General features: G+C 74.5%; 22 protein-coding genes. 13 read left to right on the top strand and 9 right to left on the bottom strand.

The genetic code is table 11. The annotated features are described in order from the left end of the window. Window positions 1–55: 55 nt before the first annotated feature. The 3 genes from efeB to ACFRQN_RS28710 form a co-directional block, all read right to left on the bottom strand. Window positions 56–1,390, bottom strand: a complete 1,335-nt coding sequence (gene efeB, locus ACFRQN_RS28720; RefSeq protein WP_079272323.1) for an iron uptake transporter deferrochelatase/peroxidase subunit — start codon at window positions 1,388–1,390, stop codon at window positions 56–58. Continuing rightward, window positions 1,390–3,480, bottom strand: a complete 2,091-nt coding sequence (efeU, locus tag ACFRQN_RS28715) for an iron uptake transporter permease EfeU (RefSeq protein ID WP_380743086.1) — start codon at window positions 3,478–3,480, stop codon at window positions 1,390–1,392. Before efeU ends, efeB begins: the two co-directional genes overlap by 1 nt. Before the next feature lie 242 nt (window positions 3,481–3,722). Next, window positions 3,723–4,049 carry a hypothetical protein gene (locus ACFRQN_RS28710; RefSeq protein ID WP_049657126.1) on the bottom strand — a complete coding sequence of 109 codons (327 nt, stop codon included), beginning with the start codon at window positions 4,047–4,049 and terminating at the stop codon, window positions 3,723–3,725. Between the two features lie 408 nt (window positions 4,050–4,457). On the opposite strand from ACFRQN_RS28710, the gene ACFRQN_RS28705 reads away from it, so the two are divergent. After that, window positions 4,458–6,080, top strand: coding sequence for a ubiquinol-cytochrome c reductase cytochrome b subunit (locus ACFRQN_RS28705; protein WP_117491383.1), 1,623 nt, complete (start codon window positions 4,458–4,460; stop codon window positions 6,078–6,080). A 93-nt stretch (window positions 6,081–6,173) separates the two neighbouring features. Here the strand turns inward: ACFRQN_RS28705 and ACFRQN_RS28700 are convergent, their stop codons facing one another. Then, window positions 6,174–6,575, bottom strand: a complete 402-nt coding sequence (locus tag ACFRQN_RS28700) for a cytochrome C oxidase subunit I (RefSeq protein WP_143204590.1) — start codon at window positions 6,573–6,575, stop codon at window positions 6,174–6,176. Between the two features lie 204 nt (window positions 6,576–6,779). Between ACFRQN_RS28700 and ACFRQN_RS28695 the strand changes: the two genes are divergently transcribed. From ACFRQN_RS28695 to ACFRQN_RS28685, 3 genes are all read left to right on the top strand, one after another. Continuing rightward, window positions 6,780–7,394, top strand: a complete 615-nt coding sequence (locus ACFRQN_RS28695) for a TetR family transcriptional regulator (protein ID WP_117486544.1) — start codon at window positions 6,780–6,782, stop codon at window positions 7,392–7,394. 44 nt (window positions 7,395–7,438) lie between these two features. Then, window positions 7,439–8,983: an FAD-dependent monooxygenase gene (locus ACFRQN_RS28690; RefSeq protein ID WP_380743083.1), complete on the top strand. Its 1,545-nt coding sequence runs from the start codon at window positions 7,439–7,441 to the stop codon at window positions 8,981–8,983. A 119-nt stretch (window positions 8,984–9,102) separates the two neighbouring features. Continuing rightward, window positions 9,103–9,534, top strand: a complete 432-nt coding sequence (locus ACFRQN_RS28685) for a YchJ family protein (RefSeq protein ID WP_049657121.1) — start codon at window positions 9,103–9,105, stop codon at window positions 9,532–9,534. A 49-nt stretch (window positions 9,535–9,583) separates the two neighbouring features. Here ACFRQN_RS28685 and ACFRQN_RS28680 read toward each other — a convergent pair whose 3' ends face one another. Further along, a complete protein-coding gene (locus ACFRQN_RS28680) occupies window positions 9,584–10,507 on the bottom strand; it encodes a polysaccharide deacetylase family protein (protein WP_241852975.1) in 924 nt (307 codons plus the stop codon). A gap of 241 nt (window positions 10,508–10,748) precedes the next feature. Between ACFRQN_RS28680 and ACFRQN_RS28675 the strand changes: the two genes are divergently transcribed. Beyond that, a complete protein-coding gene (locus ACFRQN_RS28675; protein ID WP_079272324.1) occupies window positions 10,749–11,276 on the top strand; it encodes a GNAT family N-acetyltransferase in 528 nt (175 codons plus the stop codon). 63 nt (window positions 11,277–11,339) lie between these two features. On the opposite strand, the gene ACFRQN_RS28670 is transcribed toward ACFRQN_RS28675, so the two are convergent. Beyond that, a complete protein-coding gene (locus ACFRQN_RS28670; RefSeq protein WP_241852976.1) occupies window positions 11,340–12,224 on the bottom strand; it encodes a carbohydrate kinase in 885 nt (294 codons plus the stop codon). 458 nt (window positions 12,225–12,682) lie between these two features. On the opposite strand from ACFRQN_RS28670, the gene ACFRQN_RS28665 reads away from it, so the two are divergent. From ACFRQN_RS28665 to ACFRQN_RS28655, 3 genes are all read left to right on the top strand, one after another. Next, window positions 12,683–14,197: a M1 family metallopeptidase gene (locus tag ACFRQN_RS28665; protein ID WP_074003620.1), complete on the top strand. Its 1,515-nt coding sequence runs from the start codon at window positions 12,683–12,685 to the stop codon at window positions 14,195–14,197. A gap of 171 nt (window positions 14,198–14,368) precedes the next feature. Beyond that, window positions 14,369–14,875 (top strand): NUDIX hydrolase, encoded by a 507-nt coding sequence (locus ACFRQN_RS28660; protein WP_074003825.1) that lies wholly within the window; start codon window positions 14,369–14,371, stop codon window positions 14,873–14,875. Between the two features lie 60 nt (window positions 14,876–14,935). Next, window positions 14,936–15,172: a hypothetical protein gene (locus tag ACFRQN_RS28655; protein WP_049659354.1), complete on the top strand. Its 237-nt coding sequence runs from the start codon at window positions 14,936–14,938 to the stop codon at window positions 15,170–15,172. 14 nt (window positions 15,173–15,186) lie between these two features. Here ACFRQN_RS28655 and ACFRQN_RS28650 read toward each other — a convergent pair whose 3' ends face one another. The 3 genes from ACFRQN_RS28650 to ACFRQN_RS28640 form a co-directional block, all read right to left on the bottom strand. Continuing rightward, a complete protein-coding gene (locus ACFRQN_RS28650; protein ID WP_074003621.1) occupies window positions 15,187–16,767 on the bottom strand; it encodes a sigma-70 family RNA polymerase sigma factor in 1,581 nt (526 codons plus the stop codon). A 243-nt stretch (window positions 16,768–17,010) separates the two neighbouring features. Next, on the bottom strand, window positions 17,011–18,048 hold the full coding sequence (locus ACFRQN_RS28645; protein ID WP_241852977.1) for a CAP domain-containing protein: 1,038 nt from the start codon (window positions 18,046–18,048) through the stop codon (window positions 17,011–17,013). A gap of 115 nt (window positions 18,049–18,163) precedes the next feature. Further along, a complete protein-coding gene (locus ACFRQN_RS28640; RefSeq protein WP_049661127.1) occupies window positions 18,164–18,643 on the bottom strand; it encodes a GNAT family N-acetyltransferase in 480 nt (159 codons plus the stop codon). A 329-nt stretch (window positions 18,644–18,972) separates the two neighbouring features. Between ACFRQN_RS28640 and ACFRQN_RS28635 the strand changes: the two genes are divergently transcribed. From ACFRQN_RS28635 to ACFRQN_RS28615, 5 genes are all read left to right on the top strand, one after another. Then, window positions 18,973–20,517 carry an ATP-dependent DNA ligase gene (locus ACFRQN_RS28635; protein ID WP_380743081.1) on the top strand — a complete coding sequence of 515 codons (1,545 nt, stop codon included), beginning with the start codon at window positions 18,973–18,975 and terminating at the stop codon, window positions 20,515–20,517. A gap of 247 nt (window positions 20,518–20,764) precedes the next feature. After that, on the top strand, window positions 20,765–20,998 hold the full coding sequence (locus ACFRQN_RS28630; protein WP_074003623.1) for a ferredoxin: 234 nt from the start codon (window positions 20,765–20,767) through the stop codon (window positions 20,996–20,998). A 109-nt stretch (window positions 20,999–21,107) separates the two neighbouring features. Then, entirely contained in the window at window positions 21,108–22,322 is a 1,215-nt protein-coding gene (locus ACFRQN_RS28625; RefSeq protein ID WP_074003624.1) for a cytochrome P450, read from the top strand. Between the two features lie 184 nt (window positions 22,323–22,506). After that, entirely contained in the window at window positions 22,507–22,671 is a 165-nt protein-coding gene (locus tag ACFRQN_RS28620) for a hypothetical protein (RefSeq protein WP_158077733.1), read from the top strand. 103 nt (window positions 22,672–22,774) lie between these two features. Next, entirely contained in the window at window positions 22,775–23,113 is a 339-nt protein-coding gene (locus ACFRQN_RS28615; RefSeq protein WP_117486557.1) for a hypothetical protein, read from the top strand. Window positions 23,114–23,189: the final 76 nt, after the last annotated feature.

Raw genomic sequence — 23,189 nt, 5'->3', positions numbered from 1 at the left:
GCTCCACCCTCGGCGCCGACGCAGCGGCCGGGCCCGTCCGCATGGCCGGTCACCGTCAGACGGCGGCCAGCAGCCCCCGCCCGAGCCAGTCGGCCTCGTCCTTCACCCCCGGCAGGACGAAGAAGTAGCCGCCGCCGGTCGGCGAGATGTAGTCCACCAGCGGCTCGCCGATCAGCCGGGTCTGGGTGGCCTCGAACTGCCGCACCACGTCCTGCTGGTAGCAGCAGAACACCAGGCCCATGTCCAGGTTCCCGGCCCGGTCGACGCCCCGGTCGTAGTTGAAGCCCCGGCGCAGGATGCGCGAGTTGTCGGTGTCGGCGGTGCGCGGGTTGGCCAGCCGGATGTGGGCGTCGAGCGGGATCGCCTTGCCGTCCGGGTCCTTGGCGTAGTCCGGCGCGTCGGTCTCCCGGGCGCCGTCCAGCGGCGCGCCGGTGTCCCGGCGGCGGCCGAACATCTTCTCCTGCTCGGTGAGGGTGACGCGGTCCCAGAACTCGATCAGCATCCGGATGATCCGGATCACCTGGTAGCTGCCGCCGGTCGCCCAGGCCGGCTCGCCCGTCCCGTCGGTGACCCAGACCAGCCGGTCCATCTCGCGCGCGGAGCCGGTGTCCGGGTTGACGATGCCGTCCTTGAAGCCGAGCAGGTTGCGCTGGGCGCCGTCCGGGCGGGACTGGTTCTGGAAGCCGTCGATCCGCCAGAGGATCTGCAGCGCGCCCCGGGTGTGCCGGGTGATGTCGCGCAGCGCGTGCAGCACGGTGTCCTGGCGGTCGGCGCAGATCTGCAGCGAGAGGTCGCCGTGCAGTTCGGCGGCCTGGAGGTTGTCGTTCGGGAAGGTCTTCATCGGCGCGAGCCTGACGGGCTTGGCCTTGGCCAGCCCGTAGCGGTCGTCGAAGAGCGACGCGCCGACGCCGACCGTGACGGTCAGGTGGTCGGCGGGGACGGTCGGGCCGAGGATGCCGCTGTCCGAGGGCGGCGCGCCGACGCCGAGGTCCGGCGGGGTGCCGCCGGCGGTGAGGAAGCGGATCCGCTCGGTCAGGGTCCGGAACAGCGTTTCGAGGCCCTTGCGGTCCTGGGCGATCACCTGGCAGGAGACGAAGGCCGCGAAGCCGGGGGCCGCCGTGGTGACGCCGGCCTGGTGGGCCCCGTGGAAGGGCACCGCCCCGGCCTTCTCCTGCGTGCCGTCCCCGGCGGCGGCCGGTCCGGCGGCGAGGGCGAGGCCGCCGCCGGCCAGCACGGCCGCTCCGGCGCCCGCGCCGAGCGCGGCCCGGACGAAGCTGCGCCGGGCCGGTCCGGCCGGGCAGCCGCCCTCCGCGGCGGCAGCGGCCTCGGTGGCGGCGGCAGCGGCGTGCGGGAACGGGCAGGACCCGGTGGCTGCGGTGTGGTCGGTCATCAGGCGGCCTTCCGGATCTCGAGCAGGGCGGGGACGGGGGCGAGGTCTTCGAGCAGTTCACCGGTGGCGCCGTTGAGCTGTCGGCGGGCGTCGGCGGGCAGCCGGTCGACCGGGGTCCAGCCCTCGGGCCGGTGGGCGGCGGCGACCAGGTCGCCGACCCGCTTCATCCCGGCGTTCACCTTGACGAGCACCTGCGGGTCCCGCTCGTCGAGCAGCGGCTGGAGCAGGGTCAGCAGCTCCTGGGTGCCGGTCAGGTTGGCCTGGGCGGTGGCCAGGTTGGTGCCGCTGCCCATGTCGGTGTCGCCGGTCAGCTCGAACTGGAGGGTGTTCTCCAGGATCTCGTGGGCGCGCAGCGGCAGGTCGCCGGGGGCGAAGTCCTGGCCGGGGAAGTCGTGCGCCAGCTTCTCCACGTTCTGCGCCAGGTCGTCGGCGACGGGCGTCAGCTCGGCGGCGGACTGGTCGTGCCAGAGGCCGTACTCCAGCCGCAGGAAGCCGGTGAAGCCCGGGTCCCGCTCCTTCTCGGCGAGTCCGTCCGGGCGGCCGTCGATCTTGCCGTCGAGGTCGGCGAAGGTGCCGTACGCGGCGCCGAGCGAGGCGTACTGGAGGTGGGCGGTGAGCCAGTCGGCCTTCGCCGTGGCGAGGTCCCCGGAGCGCACGTCGGCCTGGAGCTTCCGGCTCTCCGTCACGAGCGTCGCGAGGCCCTGGTCGACGTACTCCTTGTAGCTGTCCAGCGGGGCCTTGAGGTCCTCCTCGGCGACCGGCTTGACGGCCTTGACCACGGCGGCGCCGCTGACGTGCACGGCGGCCGAGGTGACGGACCTGCCGCCGGTGGGCACGCAGCGCCAGGCGTAGTCGCCGGAGCCGATGGTGGCGGTCAGGGCGCGGGTGGTGCCGGGGGCCAGGCCCTCGATCTCCCCGTAGACCGCGCCGCTGCCCGGGTCGACGAGGTAGACCTCGGCGACCTTGTCGCCGGTGTTGCGCATCTGGAACACCTGCTGGCCGGGCCGCGGGTCGGCGAAGCCCTTGCCGCACTCCTGCTCGGAGACGGCGACGGTGGCGGAGCCGCCCTGCTTGCCCTCGCTGACCGCGATCACCACGCCGGCCACCACCACCGGCACGGCGATCGCCGCGGTCGGCAGCACCCAGCTCGGCCGGCCCGCCCGCACCGGTCCGGCCGTACCCCCGCCCTCGCCCTCGGCCCCGCCCGCGGCGGGCTTCGCCTCGGCGGGAGCGGCGGGAGCGGCGGCCGGGGCGGCCTGGGCCGCCTGGGCGCGCCCGCCACTGCGGACCCCCTCGACGAACAGCGTCATCACGACGCCCAGGTACGCGACGTAGCCGACGACCTGGAGCACCGTCATGGTGACGGTCAGGTTGAGGGTGCCCTGGACCAGCGTCGCGTACCAGGACGAGGCGTCCAGGCGCCCGCTCAGGTCGAAGGCGTACGAGGTGCCGCCGCCGACCAGGCCGGACTCCTGGAGGTCCCGCAGGCCGTAGCCGAGGACGCCCGCCGCGACGACGATCAGTCCGACGCCGGTGATGGTGAAGAACCGGGTGAGGTTCATCTTCAGGGCCCGCCGGTACAGGCCCCAGCAGAGCCCGGCCGAGAGCACCAGGCCGACGGCCGCGCCGATCAGCGGCCCGGTGGACTCCCCGGCGGTGCGCACGTTGGTCCACAGGAAGAGCGAGGTCTCCAGGCCCTCGCGGGCGACCGCGAGGAAGCTGGTGAGCACCAGCGCGCCGGCGCCCATCGCCAGCGAGGCCTGGACCTTCTCCTTGATCTCGGCGGAGAGGGTGCGCGCCGAGCGCCGCATCCAGAACACCATCGCGGTGACGAAGCAGACCGCGATCAGGCTGAGCACCCCGCCGAACGCCTCCTGGGCGTGGCCGGAGAGGTTGGCGGCGGTGAAGGTGAGCACCGCGCCGAAGCTCAGGCTGAGCGCGACGGCCGCCGCGACGCCCGACCACACCTGGGGCAGCCGGGCCTTCTGGTCCGCCCGCACCAGCGTGGCGACCAGGATCGACACGATCAGTCCGGCTTCCAGGCCCTCGCGCAGACCGATCAGGAAGCTGGGAAACGCCTCATCCCACATGCGGCGGGCTCCTCCCCCGGGCCGGCCCGGGTCGTTCACCTGTCCTCGACCCCGCCGCGGTGGCGGCGGGGCGGCACAGCCGAACGCCCCGGACACTGCGGTCCAGGGCGCCACGGCTTAGCTTAGGCAAACCTTAGAGCCGCGCAGGTCAACCGCACCCCCGGTTCGGGTAAGGGTTCGGTATGAGCTCGCCCTCGTGTTGACCAAACCCGCAGGCCGGAGGGATCGTCAGGAGCCCCCGGTCACCCCCACCACTGCTCCGGCACCGCCTCCGGTTCGGGCGACTCCGGCACCGTCACCGGTTCGGCGCAACGCACCAGGAGATCACCCTCCTCCGTTCCGGCGACGAGGTAGCCGCACTCGCGCAGCACGACCGCGGCCGCGCCGCTCAGCGCCGCGAGCGCCTCCCGGGAGGGCGGCCCGCCCGGCTCCGCTCCCGGCGTCCAGCCGACCACCACGCCCTCGGGGTGGCGGTCGATCCACAGCGGTGAGGGGCCCGGTCCGGTGTCGAACCCGGCGCGGGCCAGGGCCTCGGTGACGTCCTCGAAGAGTTCACGGTGATCCACCATTGGCGCAGCGTAGGCCCCGGACCTCGCGACCCCCGGACGCGGCGCGCGCCGAAACGCTTCAGCGGCACCCGACCGCAGCATCGGCACCCGTTGGGCCGAGCGGCGGCCAGCCGATCGGGCGTCAGGAACCCCCGTCCGGCCCGACACGCACGGCCGGACGGGCCGATGGACGTGCACAGTCGGCCCCCTGCCGACAGCATGACAGAGTAAGCGCTCCATCACCCTGAGCAACGGGCCCAGCGGAACAGCTGGTCCGCGCGCCGGTCCCGCCGGCGGGCCCGTATCGAGAGGTCCCATGATCACAACACTTCGCCGGCCGCCGTTCCCGCCGGCGGGCCTCCGGCACGGTACGCCGCGGACGCCGGGGAGCCCGTCGTGAGAGCCGACCAGCAGTCGCAGCCGGGACCGGTGACCACCACGCGCGCCGACCCCGCCAACAAGGCCGAGGCGCTCGCCGACTGGGCGGACGGCCGACTCGGCATCTACTCCCTGGCCAAGGCCAACCTGCGCAAGATCTTTCCCGACCACTGGTCCTTCATGCTGGGCGAGATCGCGCTCTACACCTTCGTCATCATCATCCTCACCGGCGTCTGGCTCACCCTGTTCTTCGTGCCGAGCATGGGCGAGGTCGTCTACGACGGGTCGTACGTCCCGCTCAGGGGCATCCCGATGTCCGAGGCCTTCTCCTCGACCGTCAAGATCAGCTTCGACGTGCGCGGCGGCCTGCTGATGCGCCAGATCCACCACTGGGCCGCGATCGTGTTCGTCGCCTCGATGCTGACCCACATGATGCGCGTCTTCTTCACCGGCGCGTTCCGCAAGCCGCGCGAGATCAACTGGGTCTTCGGGGCGCTCCTGCTGATCCTCGGCATGTTCGACGGCTTCATGGGCTACTCGCTGCCCGACGACCTGCTCTCCGGCACCGGCATCCGCTTCATGGAGGGCGCGGTCCTCGCCGTCCCGATCGTCGGGACGTACCTGCAGTTCTTCCTCTACGGCGGCGAGTTCCCGGGGCACGACATCATCCCCCGGCTGTTCACCGTCCACGTCCTGCTGATCCCCGGGATCATGGTGGGCCTGCTGGCGGCGCACCTGATCCTGGTCTTCTACCACAAGCACACCCAGTTCGCCGGGCCCGGCCGGACCAACACCAACGTGGTCGGCATGCCGCTGCTGCCGGTCTACACCGCCAAGGCGGGCGGCTTCTTCTTCCTGGTCTTCGGCGTGGTCTCGGTGATGGCGGCGATCGCCACCGTCAACCCGATCTGGATGTACGGCCCGTACCGACCGGACCAGGTGACCACCAACGCCCAGCCCGACTGGTACATGGGCTTCTCCGAGGGCCTGATCCGCGTGATGCCCGGCTGGGAGATCAGCGTCTGGGGCGGCCACACCCTCAACCTCGGGGTGTTCGTCCCGCTGATGGTCTTCCCGACCGTCCTGCTGGCCATCTGGTGCTACCCGTTCCTGGAGGCCTGGATCACCGGGGACCGGGGCGAGCACCACATCGCCGACCGGCCGCGCAACGCCCCGGTCCGCACCGCCTTCGGCGCGGCCTGGATCAGCCTCTACCTGATCCTGCTGGCCGGCGGCGGCAACGACCTGCTGGCCACCCACTTCCACCTCTCGATCAACGCGATCACCTACGCGGTGCGGATCGGCTTCTTCACCGTGCCGGTCGTCGTGTTCGTGATCACCAAGCGCTGGTGCCTGGGCCTCCAGCGGCGGGACAAGGAGAAGGTGCTGCACGGCCGGGAGACCGGCGTCATCAACCGCCTCCAGCACGGCGAGTTCGTCGAGGTGCACGCCCCGCTGCCGAAGGGCCGGCTCTACACCCTCACCTCGCACGACCAGCCGCAGCCCTCCGAGCTGCCGCCCGAGGTGGACGAGAACGGCGTGGCCCGCAAGGCCGGGCTGTGGACCCGCGCGCGGGTCAAGCTCTCCCGCGGCTTCTACGGCGAGTACAGCCAGATCGCCAAGCCCACCGTCGAGGAGCACGAGGAGATCGGCAGCGGCCACGGCCACCACTGATCCCCTCCCGCACCTGGAAAGGGCCCGCCGCACCGGGAACGGTGCGGCGGGCCCTCGTCGTGCCGGGGCCCGTCGACGGCGGGCCCGGGCCGCTCAGCCGCGCAGGACGGCCGGGACCACGGCGAACAGCGCCGCCGTCACGGTGACGGAGAGGCAGAGCGCGGCCCAGCGGGCGCAGATCCGGCGGCACTCGACGCGGTACCGGGCGGCCAGCCGGCGGCAGCGCTCGACCGCGCGGTCGACGACCTCCTCGGCGTAGCGCAACCGGTCGGCGGCGTAGGCCTGTTCGAGGCTCTCCCGCTCCGCCGCCGGCAGCCACGGGAACTGCGCGGCGAACGCGCGGGCGTCCCGTTCGGCCGCCGCGACCTCCGCCTCCCAGGCCAGGAACCCCTCGATGCGGGCGAACTCCGCCCGGGAGTTCACCCGGGCACCGACGCCGGCGGGCCTGCCCTGACGGGGCGTCCGCGCTCTCGGCGGACGCTGTCTGCCACCCATGACCGCTCCTCCAGTCCTGTCGAGTCGTCCCGCCGGAAAGCCTGCGGGGTCGGGCTCCCGACGGGGATCGCTCCGCGACCAGGCAACTACTACCAGCGACAAACCGCAGGTGGCGGGCGGCTCGCCACAGCCCGCGCGGCCGGGAAAAACTTGCGTGCCACGCACTATTGCGCACCGCGCACCTTTCGCGGGACAGTGGTGGCCATGACGAAGGACCAGCCCGGCCTGCGGGAACGGAAGAAGGCCGCGACGCGGGAGGCACTGGGCTGGGCCGCACTGCGGCTCGCGGTGGAGCGGGGGCTGGAGAACGTCCGGGTGGAGGACATCGCGGCCGCGGCCGGGGTCTCCCCGCGCACCTACAACAACTACTTCTCCAGCAAGGCCGAGGCGATCGTCTCCCGGCACCGCGACCGGGTCCTGCAAGCCGCCGGGGAGCTGCGGGCCCGCCCGGCGCAGGAGCCGCTGTGGGAGGCGCTGACCCGCTCCCTCGTCGCACCGTACGTCGGCGCGCCCGAGGGGCCCGACCCGCGCTGGACCGCCGCCGTGCGGCTGCTGCTGCGCGAACCGGCGCTCCAGGCCGAACTGCTCCGCGACAGCGCCGGGGTCCGGAGGGAGCTGGCGGCGGCGGTGGCCGCCCGGACCGGGACCGACGCCGACCGGGACCTCTACCCGAACCTGGTCGCCTCGGCCGCGCTCTCCGCGCTGCAGGCCGCCAACGAGCACTACCTGGCCGCCGACCCGGTGGTGCCGTTCCAGCCGCTGCTCACCGAGGCGCTGCGCCAGCTGGCGGCCGGGCTGCCCGATCCTTCGTCACGGTGACCCCACCGCATCCGAGGGGCATTCGACATGAACGGGGACTTGAGATGAACAGCGATGTCGTCATCGTCGGCGCCGGCCCGGTCGGGCTGTTCCTGGCCGGCGAACTGGCGCTGGCCGGAATCCGGCCGGTGGTCCTGGACCGGCTGCCCGCGCGCTCGGGCGAGCAGAAGGCCAACGGGCTGGTCGGCCAGGTGCTCCGGCTGCTCGACCACCGCGGCCTGCACCAGCCGCTCAGCGGCGTCCCGGGCGCGCCGCGGCCCGTACCGCGCTTCGTGTTCGGCGCCTTCCCGCTGGAACTGCACCGGCTCGACCGGAACCCGCTGCACGCCGTACCCGTACCCCAGCACCGGATCGAGGAGGTACTGGAGGAGCGCCTCCTCGACCTGGGCGTCACCGTGCGCCGCGACCGCGAGGTCACCGGCCTGCGCCAGGACCCGACCGGGGTGACCGTCGACGTCCGAGGACCCGACGGCGCCGGACAGTTGCGCGCCCGCTACCTGGTCGGCGCGGACGGCGGCCGCAGCACCGTCCGCAAACTCGCCGGGATCGGCTTCCCCGGCGTCACCTCGCCCGACCCCGTCTCCCGCATCGCGCACGTGCTGCCGCCCGAGGGGGTGCGCACCACCGACAACGGCGACGTCCTGCTGCCCGGCTGCCCGACCCCGTTCCGCGTCTACACCCACACCCGCACCGACCACGGCGTGTTCGTCATCTCCCCGTTCGGCCCGGACGCCGTCATGATCGCCACGATGGAGTGGGGCGGCCCGCCGGTGGACCAGCGGACCCCGCTGACCCTGGACGAGCTGCGCGCCAGCGTCCGCCGGGTGACCGGCGCCGACCTGCCGCTCGCCCCGGCCCGTACCGCCGGACCGTTCACCCCGCGCCGCACCGTCGGCCACAACACCCGGCTCGCCGAGCGCTACCGCGACGGCCGGGTCCTGCTCGTCGGCGACGCCGCCCACGTGCACGCCGCGACCGGCGGCCCGGGCCTCAACCTCGGCCTCCAGGACGCCGCCAACCTCGGCTGGAAGCTCGCCGCCGACCTGCACGGCTGGGCCCCGCCCGGCCTGCTGGACAGCTACCAGAACGAGCGCCGCCCGGTCGGCGAGCGGGTGTTCATGCACTCCCAGGCCCAGACCGCCCTGATGGCCCCCGGCCCCGGGACCACCGCGGTGCGCGCCCTGTTCGACGAGCTGCTGGCGCACCCGGACAACCTCGGCCGGATCGCCGCGCTGATGGCCGGCAGCGACGTCCGCCACGACGTCGGCTGCCCGCACCCGCTGGCCGGGCGGTTCGTGCCGGAGCTCGCGACGACCACCCCGAACGGCCCCGCCCGGATCGCCGAACTCGCCCGCACCGGACGCCCGTTGATCGTCGACCTCACCGGCGGCCGGCTCGGCCTCGCGGACCCGGCGGCGGGCTGGAAGGACCGGGTCGACCTCGTCACGGCCGACTGCCCGCAGCCGCCGGCCGGCGCCCTGCTGCTGCGCCCGGACGGCTACGTCGCCTGGGCGACCGGGCCCGACCGGGCGGACCGGGAGGGGCTGGCCCGGGCGCTGCGCACCTGGTTCGGCGCCGCCTCCTCCTGAGGACGGGCACCCGCGGACGGGCTCCCCGGCGACGGGTTCCACGACGACGCGGACGGGCCCGTACCCGCCGTCCGCGGGGCCGCCGGGGAGGCGCCGGACGGGTGGGGGAGAATGGCGGCATGTCCCGACGTCGTTCCGCGCCCCGCGCCGCCGCGCCCCGGCTGCTGCCCTCGTCCCCCTGCCCGTGCGGCCTGCCCGCCGCCTACGGCGACTGCTGCGGCCGGCTGCACCGGGGCCAGGCGGCGGCCACCACCGCCGAGTCCCTGATGCGCTCCCGGTTCAGCGCCTTCGCCGCGCAGGACGAGGCGTACCTGCTGCGCACCTGGCACCCGGACACCCGGCCGGCCGAGGTCGACTTCGACCCGGGGCTGCGCTGGACCGGGCTGGAGGTGGTCGACACCACCGAGGGCGGCGCCTTCCACGCGCAGGGCACCGTCGCCTTCCGGGCACACTGGACGGAGGGCGGCGAGGAGGGCGTGCTCAGCGAGAACAGCCGCTTCGTGCGGCACGAGGGCGCCTGGGTGTACCTGGACGCCCTCTCGCTCGGCTGAGCCACCCGACCCGCGGCGGTTGCGGTCGGGTGGCCGCTCCGGGCCGCCGCTACAGGTAGTCGTCCAGCCGGGCCAGTGCGAAGCCCTGCGCGGTGACGTCGTTGACGACCTTGCGCAGCAGGTCCGGCATCGAGGCCTTCCAGATGTCGGTGCCCCGGAAGTGGGTCAGGATGATGTCGCCCGGGTGCAGCTTCCGGTCGTCGTAGCGCCACTCCATGTGGTCCGGGAAGGCCTCCTCGTTCCACATCGGCACCGCCTGCACCCCGCAGGAGGCCGCCGCGCGCAGGGTGTCGTCGTTGTACTCACCGTACGGCGGCCGGAACAGCCGGGGGCGGACGCCGATCTGCTTCTCCAGCTGGTCCTGCTGGGTGCAGATCTCCTCGCGCTGGGTGTCGTAGTCCAGCACCTTCAGGTTGCGGTGGTTGATCGTGTGGTTGTTGATCTCCACGCCCTGGGCGTGCAGGTCGCGGAAGTAGCCGTAGTTCTCGCGGGCGAGGTAGTCGGAGACGTAGGTGCTGAGCGGGATGCCCAGGTCCGCGGCCATCCGGGAGAACTCGGGGTCCTTCTCGTCACCGTCGTCGACGGTCAGGAAGACCACCTTGTCGTCGGTCGGCACCCGGAAGACGACGGGCGGGCGGCCGTCCGCGAGCTTGACGCCCTGCACCGGGGTGAGCTCGGGCTTGGTCGCCGGACGCGGCGGAGCCTTCAGCGGCGGACGCTCCAGGCCCCAGTGCTGGGCGGCCGCCTCCTGACGGGCCACGGCCTCGGCGCTGTTCGCCTCCTCCGCCAGGGGCGGGGCGCCGGCGTGGTCGGCGTCCGGGGCGGCGGGCGCCGTGTTCGCCTCGGGGGCCGGGGCGGCCTTCGGCCCGGCGGGAGCGGCCGGAGCGGCGCAGCCGGCGAGGACGGCGGAGAGGCAGACGGCGGCCAGCAGGCCGGTCCGTACACCGCCCCGGTGGTGCTGGCTTCCCCTCAAACCCCCATTATTACGACAAACTGATGGTCTGTTCATGGGTGCACTGCTCCCCTGCCGTGCACCACCGCCAATCCCCGCGTCACCCGTGCGAGGCAACGACGCACCGGGTCCTTGCCGTTCCTTTGCCCGGGTGGCGGGGCAACCGGGTGACCGTCGGCCCGACGGCCGGGGCGGAGCGGGCCGGGTGGGGCCGCCGGGAAAACCGATTGCGGCGACGGCCCCCGAATCGGATCATGCGCGCATGACGAACACCGCGCCCCGCCGCTCCGACCTCTGGACCGTCACCACGGCCGACGTGACCGCCCCCGAGGCCCTGGACCTGCTGCGCGAGTACTACTACGACGTGGCCAACCGCTACTACCGCCTGCACTTCGACCGGGAGGGCACCCCCGAGGAGCTGGAGTCCGGCCTGGCCGACTCCCCCAGCGACGACCTCGCCGCCCCGGACGGCCTCTTCCTGATCGGCCGCCACGACGGCGCCGCCCACTCCTGCGCCGGCCTGCGGCGACTCGACGCCGCCACCGTCGAACTCACCCGGGTCTTCGTCCGCCCCGGCCTGCGCGGCACCGGCGGCGGCGCCGTGCTGCTGGCCGCCGTCGACCGGGCCGCCCGCTCCCTGGGCGCCGAGCGGATCGTCCTCGACACCCGCCTCGACCTGGTCGAGGCCCGCGCGCTCTACCTGCGCAACGGGTACCGGGAGATCCCCGCCTACAGCAGCGGGCCGTACGCCCAGGTCTGGTACGGCAAGGACCTCGCCCCCGTCGAGTAGCGGCGTCGGCCCGGAGGGAACGGACCGGGTTCACACCGCGCCGACGTGCCGGGAGGGCTCCGGTCAGTCCGCCAGGGCGGCCGTGAGTTCGGCCGCCGAGGGCGGGTTGGCGCCCGGGCGCGCGACGGTCAGCGCCGCCGCCGTCACCGACTGGGTGAGGCAGACCGCGAGATCGGCGCCGGACGCGTGGGCGTGCAGGAAGGCGGCCATGAAGGCGTCGCCGGCGCCGACCGTGTCCGCGACCGGCACCGGGAGGGCCGCGGCCTCGGCGCGGCCGCCCCCGGCGGTGCGGGCGAACGCGCCCTCGGCACCGAGGGTGACCGCGACCACGGCCGGGCCGAGGGCCAGCCAGCGCTCGGCTACCGCCTCGGGCCGCTCGCCCGGGTAGAGCCAGTCCAGGTCCTCGTCGCTGACCTTGACCAGGTCGCTCAGCGCCACCCAGCGCTCGACCCGGCGGACGGCCCCGGCCCGGTCGCCCATCAGCGCCGGGCGCACGTTCGGGTCGTAGCTGATCCGCGCGTGCCCGCGCCAGCGCTCCACCAGGGCCAGCACCGAACCCGCGCCGGGCTCGGTCACCGCCGCGATCGAACCGAGGTGGATCGCGGCGGGCGGCTCGGCGAGTTCGGTGGGCGGGAGCGTCCAGTGGATGTCGAAGGTGTAGCGGGCCCGCCCCTGCCCGTCCAGCTCCACCACCGCCGAGGGCGTCCGGGCGACCTCGGCGGCCTGGACCCGCACCCCCGCCGACTCCAGGTGCCGCCGGATCAGCCGGCCGTTGGCGTCCGGCCCCAGTTCGGTGAGCAGGGTGGCCGGTCGGCCCAGCCGGGCGAGGCCGTACGCGACGTTCGCGGGGCTGCCGCCGGGGTGCACCCGGTCCGGGACGTCACTCGTTCGGACGATGTCGGCGACGCACTCGCCGATCACCAGAACGGGCGAGGCTGGGCTGGTCACGGCGGCTCCTGGCATCCGGTACGCGGGCGTCGTCTCGACCGCCAAGCCTACGGGGTGCCTCCGGGCGCACGGCGCCCGGGCAGGAAAGTACGGCCGCCGGACCTGGCCAGGTTTTCCGACGGCCGTGGCTCGTCCGTCAGGGGACGATGCACTCCTGACGTTAGACCGCGTACAGGCGCCGCGCCATCACCGTGGGCCGTCCGGGGGACACGGTGTGTCGCCGGACCGAGCTCCGCCGTCGCACCACGCCGCGCCGTCGGACCGCACCGATCGCGCCCGCGCCGGCCCGACGGTCCACTAGCATCCGTGGGCCAGGCTCTCCCCGTCCCGGGGGCTCCGCCTCCGCTCCCGCTCGTGAAGTGCGGTGATCACCCTTGTCCAGGCCCCTCGGCCTCCTCAGGCCCTTCAGGCTTCTCAGGCCCCGCGCCCGTCTCGTCCCGTCACTCGCGCTCAGCGCGGTGCTGCTGTCCGCGAGCGTGCCGACGGCCGGCGCCGCCGACGGGCTGGGCGATCCGGTCTTCCCCTCGCTCGGGAACACCGGGTACCGGGTGCTCGGGTACGACCTGGCCTTCGACTACCGGGACGGGCACCGGACGGTGGACGGCACGGCCGTGCTCACCGTCCGGCCCGACCGCACGCTCGCCCGGCTGGACCTGGACGCGCTCGGCCTGGCCGTGCGCGCCGTCCGGGTCGACGGGCGGCCGGCGGGCTTCGCCGCCCACGACGAGAAGCTGACGGTCACTCCGGCCAGGCCGTTCCGCCCGGGCGCCGTCGCCCGGCTGACCGTCGAGTACACCGCCGACCCGCGCGCCGCGCTGCCGCACACCGGCTGGGTCCCCACCCCGGACGGCTTCGCGGTGGCCGGCCAGCCGAACAGCGCGCACACCGTCTTCCCGTGCAACGACCACCCCAGCGACAAGGCCCGGTTCACCATCTCGGTGACCGCCCCGGACGCTCTCCGCGGCGTCGCCAACGGCGAGCTGACGGCCACCGAACGGCGCGGCGACGGCCGCACCACCCGCCGGTACGTGTCCCGCGAGCCGATGGCCACGGAGCTGGTCCAGGTCTCGGTCGGCGACTACACCGTGCGCGAGCGCACCGGCCCGCACGGCCTGCCGCTGCGCGACGTCGTGCCGACCGCGCGCGCCGCCGAACTGGAACCCGCGCTCGCCCTCACCCCCGGCCAGCTCGCCTGGGCCGAAGCGCACCTGGGGCCCTTCCCGTTCGAGACGTACGGGCTCCTGCCGGCCAACACGGACGATCCGGCCGCGTTCGCCTTCACCGGCCTGGAGACCCAGACGCTCACCCTCTACAAGCCGAACTTCCTGCGGCAGGCGGAGCCGGCGATCGGCTCGCACATGATGCACGAGCTGGTCCATTCCTGGTTCGGCAACAGCGTCTCCCCCGCCAGGTGGTCCGACCTCTGGCTCAACGAGGGCCACGCCGACTTCTACGGACTGCTGTACCGCTACGAGCGCGGATGGCCGGACGCCTGGGGCCACACCACGCTGACCGACCGGATGCGCTACCTCTACGGGCTGGGCGACCAGTGGCGGCACGACTCCGGGCCGGTCGCCTCCCCCACCGCCGCCGACCTCTTCGACAGCCAGCGGTACACGGGCGGCGCGCTGGTGCTGTTCGCGCTCCGGGAGAAGGTCGGGGCGGCCGCCTTCGACCGGATCGAGCGGGCGTTCCTGCGCACCTACCGGTCCGGGAACGCGACCACCGAGGACTACGTGCGGACGGCCTCGGCGGTGTCCGGCCAGGACCTGCGGGGCTTCCTCGACGACTGGCTGTACGGGCTGCGGACGCCGCCGATGCCCGGTCACCCGGACTGGGTGGTGGGCCCGGTGGGCCTGGCGGGGGCGGCTCCGGGGGCTCCCGGGGCACCGGTTCCCGGGGCGTCGCTCTGGGAGGGTGGGGCCGCGGAGGCGGGCGGGCCCGCGGTGGCGCGGGGCTCCGGAACGCTCTGACGGCGCGGCTGGGACTGCTGGTGCACGCCCGGCGCGCCGCCGTGCGTCCGGTCGCGGCTCGCACGCCCCTGACCGGCAGGGGCGGGTGGGGCCATGGTGGTTCCCACGGCCCGCCCGCCGCCCGGCAGAGTCCCGGTCGGCTCGCGGGCCGTCCAGGGTTACGCTGCCGGCATGTCCGATCAGGGAAGCTACCGCCGCGAATCCGCCCGTGTCCTGTTGATCGACGAGCTGGACCGCCTGCTCCTGCTGAAGTTCCATGTCGACCCGGACGCTCCCGAGAGCGGTCACGGATGGTGCACGCCCGGCGGTGGTGTCGAGGACGGGGAGACCCTGGCAGAGGCGGCAGCCCGCGAGCTTCGCGAGGAGACCGGCCTGTCCGTGGAGCCGGAGGCCTTGCGGTCAGCCGTCGCGGAGACCTCCGGATACGCGGATGTCGGCTGGGCCGAAGGGATCTTCCGGGACGTCTTCTTCCGGCTTCGCGTCACGGGCCACCAGGTCGACGTCAGCGGCCAGGAGGCGAACGAGCGCACGTACCACGCCGGCCATCGCTGGTGGTCCGTCACCGACCTCGCGGCCACCGGCGAGACGGTCTACCCGCTCGGCCTGGCCGGGTTGGCGGCCGAGCTGGTGGCCGGGCGTGTCCCCACTGATCCGGTTCAGCTGCCCTGGCATCACTGAGGACCGCCGCTCGGGCACGCTGCGCCGTAACCCTTCCGGCGCAGCGTCGTTGGACCGGCCATGAAGAAGCGCAGCATGCTTGCCGTCGCCTCGATCGCCGTCGGTGTCGTGGCCTCCCTCACCGCGCCGAGCGCGCACGCCAGTGCCGTGGGCGGGCAGGAGGGACTGCCCGGGCCGCTGAGCAGCGCTCCGGACCTGGTGCCCGGGCAGGTCGGTGACGCGGGCGGCGTCCTCGGGGATGCCACGGGCTACGTGACCGGGTCGGCGAACGGCCTGGTGGCGGCCACTCCGGCGTAGTCCCCGCCCATGGCTCAGGACATCGGGGCTCCGAGGTCCTGGGTCCAGTAGGGGGTGCCGGCCGCGTTGGTGGCGAAGCCGACGCCGATGTCCTTGAATCCGCAGTCGAGCATGTTGGACTGGTGGATCCCGCCGTCCATCCAGCGGGCGAAGACGGCGGCCGGGGTGGTCGGGCCCCGGTCGAGGTTCTCGCCCCACTGGGACCAGCGGTAGCCCGCGGCGGTGATCCGGGCCTCGGTCCGGACGCCGTCCGGGTTGACGTGGTCGAAGAAGCCGCGGGTGGCCATGTCGTCCGCGTGCTTCTGGGCCGATCCGTGCAGCCGGGGGTCGATCCGCAGCGGGGCGCAGCCGACCCTGGCGCGTTCGGCGTTGACCAGGTCCACCAGCTGGCGCTCCGGGTTGGGCTGCGGTGTCGCGGTGGCGGTGCGGGTCGCGGTCGGTGTGGCCGTCGCCGTGGGCGTCGGGCTCTCCGCGGGCAGCGGGGTCGGCACCGGTGTCGGGGCGGTGGCGGCGGGTGCGGCGGCGGCCGTCGGGACGTCCTGGGCCGCGGCCGGGGCGGTGGGCTCGGGTGCCGTCGGCTGCGGCGGCTCGCCGGCCTGCGGCCAGACCAGGGCGAGGGTGGTCACGGCGACCGCCGCGGCCGCGCCGCTCACCAGGACGGCCTTGCGGGCCGCGGTGCCGGCCCAGCCGCCGTGCCCTCCCGCCGCCGCGTGCGCGCCGGTACCGGTAGAGGCCCCGGCTCCCGCGCCCGAGCCCGCTCCGGTGGCGGCCGAGGAGGCGACGGCGGCCGCCGTGTGCTGGAAGTGGAGCAGCACGGGCGAGCCGAGCGGGATCGGCACCAGGGCGAGGCCCGCCAGCAGCCCTTCGGCCGGGAACAGGTCCCGGCCGAGGCCGCCGCAGTCCGCGCAGTCCCGGATGTGACGGGCGATGCGCTTGCGCCAGACCGAGTTCGGGGTGCCGTCGAAGCCCGCGGTGAGCTCGGTCAGTCCGGGGCAGCGGGGGTAGGCGCAGAGCGCGCGGACGACGATGCGGCCCGCTTCGAGCTGCTTCTTCATCCGCTGCACGCGCACGGCGGTGTGCTGCGGGCTCAGGTCGAGCGCCTCGGCGAGTTCGGCGCGGGTCAGATCGCCGGCGGCCTCCAGCCACCAGAGGGCGAGCAGCTCGCGGTCGTCGGGGTCCAGCCAGCGGGTGGCCTCGGCCACCTCGCGGCGCTGGCCGGACAGGCCGAGGCGCAGGATGGTGAGGTCGGTGAAGTCGGCCCGGGGGTCGGCGACCTCCCAGGTCTCGTCCAGGCCGCCGACGGTCGGCTGCTGCTGACCGGCGGCGTGCCGACGGCGCACCTGGTTCATGGTGATGGCGACCAGCCAGGACCGGAAGGACTCCGGGTCGCGGAGCCCGTCCAGGCCGTCCAGGGCCCGGATCATGGTCTCCTGCGCGACGTCGTCCACGTCGGCGTGGCCGCCGAGGGCGCGGCCGGCCACGTTGTAGACGAGCGGCAGCCAGGCGGCGACCAGCGCCTCCCGGGCCTGCCGGTCACCTGCCTGCGCCGCGAGCACCAGGGTGGTCCCGGTCCTGTTCTGCACCTCAGCGTTCATGGTCCGCACTCCGTGTTGCCGTGTATCCGTCCGCCGCTGCCTCCTCGGAGACCCGTGGGGAGTGATCAGATAACAACAATGTGCACGGAATCGGAAAATCGGCCCGGATCGGCGGGCCCGGTCTGAGGGTCAGACCGGGCCTGGGCAGGAGCGGAAGCCGGGACGATCAGGCGTGAGCCACGGTCGGAGCGGGGCCGAACGGAGGCCGGACCAGGGGCGGTTCAGGGGCGGTTCAGGGGCGGTTCACGCCGGGGAGGCGAACACCTGGGTCCACCACGGGCCGTTGTTACCGGTCCGCACGCCCACGCCGAGCTGCTTGAACGCGCAGTTCAGGATGTTGGCCCGGTGGCCGGGGCTGTTCATCCAGGAGTCCATCACGGCGGCCGGGTCCTTCTGGCCGCGGGCGATGTTCTCGCCCCAGGTGCTCCAGCTGTACCCGGCGGCCTCGATCCGGTAGTCGGCGTGCTTGCCCTCAGGGCTGGCGTGGTCGAAGTAGTTGCGGTCGGCCATGTCGTCACTGTGCGACTGGGCCGCACTCGTCAGCCGGGGCTCGGCGCTGACCGGCCCGCAGCCGGCCTTGCCGCGCTCGACGTTGACCAGGTCGACGACCTGCTGGGCGTACGACGGGGCCGCGCCTCCGCCGGCCGGGACGCCCCCTCCCCCAGGCATGCCCCCGCTCCCCGGGAAGCTGCCGCCCCCCGGCATCCCAGGGATGCCCCGCTTGGCGGTGCCCTGGCCGGCGGTGGAGGCACCGGCGGCGGTCGGGGTCGCCTTGACGGCGGAGGCCGTGGGAGTGGGGACGGCCGTCGGGGAGGCGGCGGCCGAAGCCGTCGGGGAGGCCGGAGCGGTCGGCGTGGCGGAGGCGCCCTGGGTGGCCGCCGGGTCGGCGGCGGTGGGGGTGGCCGGTAGCGGAACGTCCGGGTTCGTCCCCCCGGCGCCGGGCACCTGGATGCCGTCGTGCGTGCCCAGCTCCGCCGAGATCAGCATGTCGGCGGCCAGCGACTGGCCCGCCATGTCGCGGTCGGTCTGCTTGCCGCCGTACGCCGCGTAGCCCGCGCCGGCCAGCGCGGCGAACAGCCCCGTCCCGGCCACGGCGACGACGACCGCGGTCACCGGCACGATCCCGCCGCCCCGCCGCGCCCGGCGGCCCCGGCCGGCGTGCCGCTCGGCAGCCCGCCGCGCCGCCCGGCCACCGGAGCGGCCGCGGGCCCCATGCCCGCTGTCGCTGCCGGCGCCGCCCCCGCTCGCCGGGAGGATGGTCGTCCTGTCGTCGCTGTTCACGTGGCCACGCTTTCTGTTCCGGGTCGACTGGTCGGGTGTCGACACATGGGAGACCTCCCGGCGGGGCGCCGATAACAGAAATTCCGAACGAATGTCCGGGGGCCAGGCCGCGGTCTCAGCCGGCCGGTGCCTCCGGAGCCATGTCGTAGGTGATGAACCTGGTCTGATTGGCGACCTTGTCATATTTTCCACGGGCCCGGTAATTGTCTTCAGAGGTGATCCAGCGGACGGTGTTCCACCCGCGTTCCGCCGCGATTTCCCGCAGCCGGCCCAACAACGCGTCCACCGCCCCGCCGCCGCGGACCTCCGGCGCCACGAACAGATCGTCCAGGAAGCACCCGACCGCCCCGTGCAACGGCCGCGAGAACGGCCGGTAGTGCGCCAGCCCGACCGGCCGCCCCTCCCCGTCCCGGACCAGCAGCCCCGCCACCTCGTGCCCCGGATCCATCACCCAGGACCACACCAGCTCGGCCTTCTCCTCCGGAATCGGCACCCGGTAGAACTCGCAGTACCCACGGAAGAGTTCACGCCAGGCCGGGTAGTCACCGGCCTCGGGCACGCCGACGCTCCAACGGGCCGTGGAGGTGTCGTTCATCTCGGTCTCCATCACTCAGGGGGCGGTACGAGCCACCCAGCATGACGCCCCGTCGCCCCGCCGCGGATCACCGCCCCGGCCAAGAGCACGTACCCGCTACGCCACTCCGGCGCCTTGCCTCCCCGGCCAGGACCCCCGGACGCAGCACCACCCCGATCAGCCCAACCCGCCCGGGGCGGGGGCAGGGGCGGCCTCGGACACCGGCCCGCCGGGCGCGCGAGCGGGTGGACACGGGGGCCGGGCCGGGCCCGGCTGGGCGACGGCTGCGCGGGTGCTCGGGTGCGGGGGTGGGGGTGGGGGCGGATGCTGAGGGGGGTGGAGGTGGTGGTGTGGCGGGGTTGTCGAGCTTGGCATCGGTGTCGCGGGAGGTGGCGGCGGAGGCGGGGCGGCGGGCGAAGACGGGGTTGTTGGCCGGGTGTCTGCGGGGGCTGGGGCCGCTGGAGGGGGCGGCGGCGGTGGCGTTGCTGTCCGGGGAGTCGCAGCGGTTGCGGACCGGGATCGGGCCGGCGGCCTTGCGGGGTTTGCCCGGGCCCGCGGTGGAGGCCTCGCTCGGGGTGCGGGAGGTGGAACGGGAGCTGGAGCGGATCGCGGGGGTGCACGGGGCCGGGGCGCAGGCGGAGCGGCGGCGGCTGCTGCACGGGCTGTTCGCGCGGGCGACGGCGGAGGAGCAGGGGTTCCTGCGGGCGGTGCTGGTCGGGGACCTGCGGCAGGGGGCGCTGGACTCGGTGGTCGGGGACGCGGTGGCGCGGGCGGCGGGGGTGCCGTCGGCGGCGGTGCGGCGGGCGCTGATGTTCCGGGGGTCGGCGCGCGCGGTGGCGGAGGCGGCGCTGACCGGCGGGGAGACGGCGCTGGCGGCGTTCCGTCTGGAGGTGGGACGGGCGGTACGGCCGATGCTGGCCGCCTCGGCGCCGGACGTGGCGACGGCGCTGGAGCGCACCGGTCCGGCCGCGCTGGAGTGGAAGCTGGACGGCATCCGGGTGCAGGTGCACCGGGAGGGCGGGGAGGTCGCGGTGTTCACCCGCGGCCTGGAGGACATCGCCGCCCGCGTCCCCGAGGTGGTCGAGGCCGCGCTGGCGCTGCCGCTGCGTTCGGCGGTGCTGGACGGCGAGGCGATCGCGCTCGGTCCGGACGGCCGGCCGCGCCCGTTCCAGGAGACCGCCGCGCGCACCGCCTCCCGGCGGGACCCGGACCGGCTGCGCGCCGAGGTCCCGCTCGACGCCTACTTCTTCGACCTGCTGCACCGGGACGGCGAGGACCTGGTGGACCGTCCCGGCCGGGAGCGCTGGGCGGCGCTGGCCGGGGCGGTGCCGGACGGCCTGCGGGTGGCCCGCACCGAGACCGGGGACCGCGACCGGGCGCTGGCCTTCTTCCGCGACACGCTGGCGCTCGGGCACGAGGGCGTGCTGGTGAAGGACCCGTCGGCCCCGTACGCGGCCGGGCGGCGCGGCGCGGGCTGGATCAAGGTGAAGCCCCGGCACACCCTGGACCTGGTGGTGCTGGCCGCCGAGTGGGGCAGCGGGCGGCGGCGCGGCTTCCTCAGCAACCTGCACCTGGGCGCCCGAGCGGCGGGCGAGCCGGGGCTGGGCCCGTGGGTGATGCTCGGCAAGACCTTCAAGGGCCTGACCGACGAGACGCTCGCCCGGCAGACCGTCGAACTGCTGGCCCGGGAGACCGGACGGGACGCCTGGACGGTGCGGGTCCGGCCGGAACTGGTCGTCGAGATCGCCTTCGACGGGGTGCAGCGCAGCTCCCGCTATCCGGCCGGGCTCGCCCTGCGGTTCGCCCGGGTGGTGCGCTACCGGCCGGACAAGGACGCAGCCGAGGCGGACACCGTCGCGACCGTGCGGGAGATCGCCGCCGCCGAGGGGCTCTGAGCCGGGAGCGGGCGGCTACGGGCAGCACCCGGAGGGCTTGAACCACCGTACGGTACAGGCTTGTTGGGGTGACGTCCGTTCAAACCTCCCGCGCCGCTCCGGCGGCTCCGACGGGAGCCGAATCGGCCATTCTCGGCGATCCCGCCACCGCGCACTCCGTGGACGGAGTAGCGGCGGTTAGGTTGGCAATGACAACGAGAGGCGGCCGCCGGGCAGCCGGCGGCGCACTGGCGAGAGGTGCCCGACCATGCGGGTGAGTGTCGACCGGGACCGCTGCTGCAGCTCCGGGATGTGCGTCACGAACGTTCCCGAGGTCTTCGACCAGGACGACGACGACAGTCTGGTGAGGCTCCGTCAGACCGCCTTCAGGCCCGACCAGTTCGAGGATCTCAGACTGGCCGCCCAGCTCTGCCCGGGCGGCGCCATCACCGTGGTCGAGGACGGGCCGGCGGAGGCCGGGGCCGCCTCGGTCGACGGCTGACCGTACGCCGGTCCGGGCCGGCCGCGGACCGGAACCGCACCCGGGACCGGCGAGCGTCCGGCAACCCCACCCCCACCGGAGAACCATCGCGACGCAAGGAGACCCCGCCTTGACGAGCACACCCACCGTGCCCGCCGTCCCGCTGCCGGCCCGGCACTCCGCCGGCTGCCCGTTCGGCCCGCCGCCCGCCTACACCGAGGCCGCCGCCACCGCGAACCTGAGCCGCGCCGAGCTGCCCGGGGGCGAGTCCTGCTGGCTGGCCACCGGCTACGCCGAGGTCCGCGCCATCCTGTCCGACCGCCGGTTCAGCGCGGACCTGCGCCACCCGACCTTCCCGCTGCTGATCGCCGGCAGCCGGGAACGGATCGGCGAGAACCCGAACTTCCTGAACCTCGACGACCCCGAGCACGCCCGGCTGCGCCGGATGGTCACCGGGGACTTCCTGGTCAAACGGGTCGAGGCGATGCGCCCGGACATCCAGCGGATCGTGGACGAGGCGCTGGACGGGATGACCGCGGGCCGCACCGAGGCCGACCTGGTCGCCGACTTCGCCCTGCCCGTCCCCTCGCTGGTGATCTGCCTTCTGCTCGGCGTCCCGTACGAGGACCACGAGTTCTTCCAGGGCATCAGCCGGACGCTGCTCAGCAACACCAGGCCCTTCGAGGAGCTCCTGGCGGCCCGGGACGAGATGCTGGAGTACCTGGAGGCGCTGACCGCCCGCAAGCGGGAGGAGCCGCGGGACGACATCCTCAGCCGGCTCGCCGTCCGCGACGACCTCACCCCGCGCGAGGTCGCCAGCACCGGCTTCCTGCTGCTGGTCGCCGGGCACGAGACGACCGCGAACATGATCTCGCTCTCCACCGCCCTGCTGCTGGACCGGCCCGAGCAGATCGCCAGGCTGGCCGACCCGGCCGCGGTGCCCGGCGCGGTGGAGGAGCTGCTGCGCCTCCTCACCATCATCCACACCGGGGTGCTCCGGGTGGCGCTGGAGGACGTGGAGCTGGGCGGTACGACCGTCCGGGCCGGGGAGGGCGTGGTAGCGATGCTCTCCACCGCCAACCGGGACGAGGCGGTGTTCGGCGGCGCCGACCGGCTGCCGGCCGACGAACTGGACCTGGACCGGGACGCCCGGCGGCACATGGCCTTCGGCTTCGGCGTGCACCAGTGCCTCGGCCAGCCGCTGGCCCGCGCCGAGCTCCAGATCGCGCTGGCCACGCTGTTCCGGCGGCTGCCGGGGCTGCGGCTGACCGTCCCGCGCGACGAGCTGGCGTTCCGCACCGACGCGTTCATCTACGGCATGCGGTCGCTGCCCGTCGCCTGGTGACGCCCGGCCGAGTTCCGGGGGTGGTCCGGGAGACGCCCGGGTGGGGTCCGCGGGGCGCTTCCCGGGTCACCCGGCTGGCCCTCGCGCCGGGGCGGAGGCAGGCTGGAGGGGCGAAGAGCCACCACCGGTCCCGCCGCGCCTCCGGCCCGGCGCGCCAGGACCGGCCGAGGAGACGGAGCCCGCGATGACCGACATGAGTGACCGGTCCAAGGTGAGTACCGAGGACGACGAGGACATCCGCGCCGCGGACCCCGAGGAGGGCGTCCCCTCGATGCAGAACCTGCACGCACAGGACACCTCCCAGGCGGAGGGCGCCCCCATGCTGGACGAGCCCGGCCAGCCCGGCTGACCGTCCGCCGTACCGACTCGACCGCCCGGTGCCGCCGGGCGGTCGCCGCGACCGCAGGTGTCGCTGCTCCGGCGGCGGGCCACCCGCGGGGGAGGATAGGCGCATGACCGAACACGACCAAGGAAACCGCCAGGCCCAGCCGCCCGCGGACCCGCGCACGTCGTGGGCGACCTGGACCACCCAATCGATCATCAGCGGCCCCGGCGGGGTGACCACCACCGAGATCGGCCCGATCTCCGGCGACCTCACCGTGCACACCACCTGGGTGGACGGCGAGGCGAGGCTGACCGTCCAGTACACCGGCGCGCTGGACTGGTACACGGTCACCGGCAGCCCGGTGCCGGCGCAGGACGAGACCACCGCTCGGGCGATCCACCAGGCGATGGTGAACGGCGTCAAGGCCGGCCGGGGCGCGGGTGCCCCGGCGCCGCCGAAACCCTAGGAACCCCGGGAACCCCAGGCCCCTCGACGCCCGGGGTTCCCGAGCCTCCGGCGACAGGCGCGCCCGGGGCCGTCAC

The organism is Kitasatospora sp. NPDC056800, from assembly GCF_042789775.1.
GTDB lineage: Bacteria > Actinomycetota > Actinomycetes > Streptomycetales > Streptomycetaceae > Kitasatospora.
The sequence above is the reverse complement of the archived record's forward strand: the minus strand, read 5'-3'. Positions and strand labels throughout refer to the sequence as shown.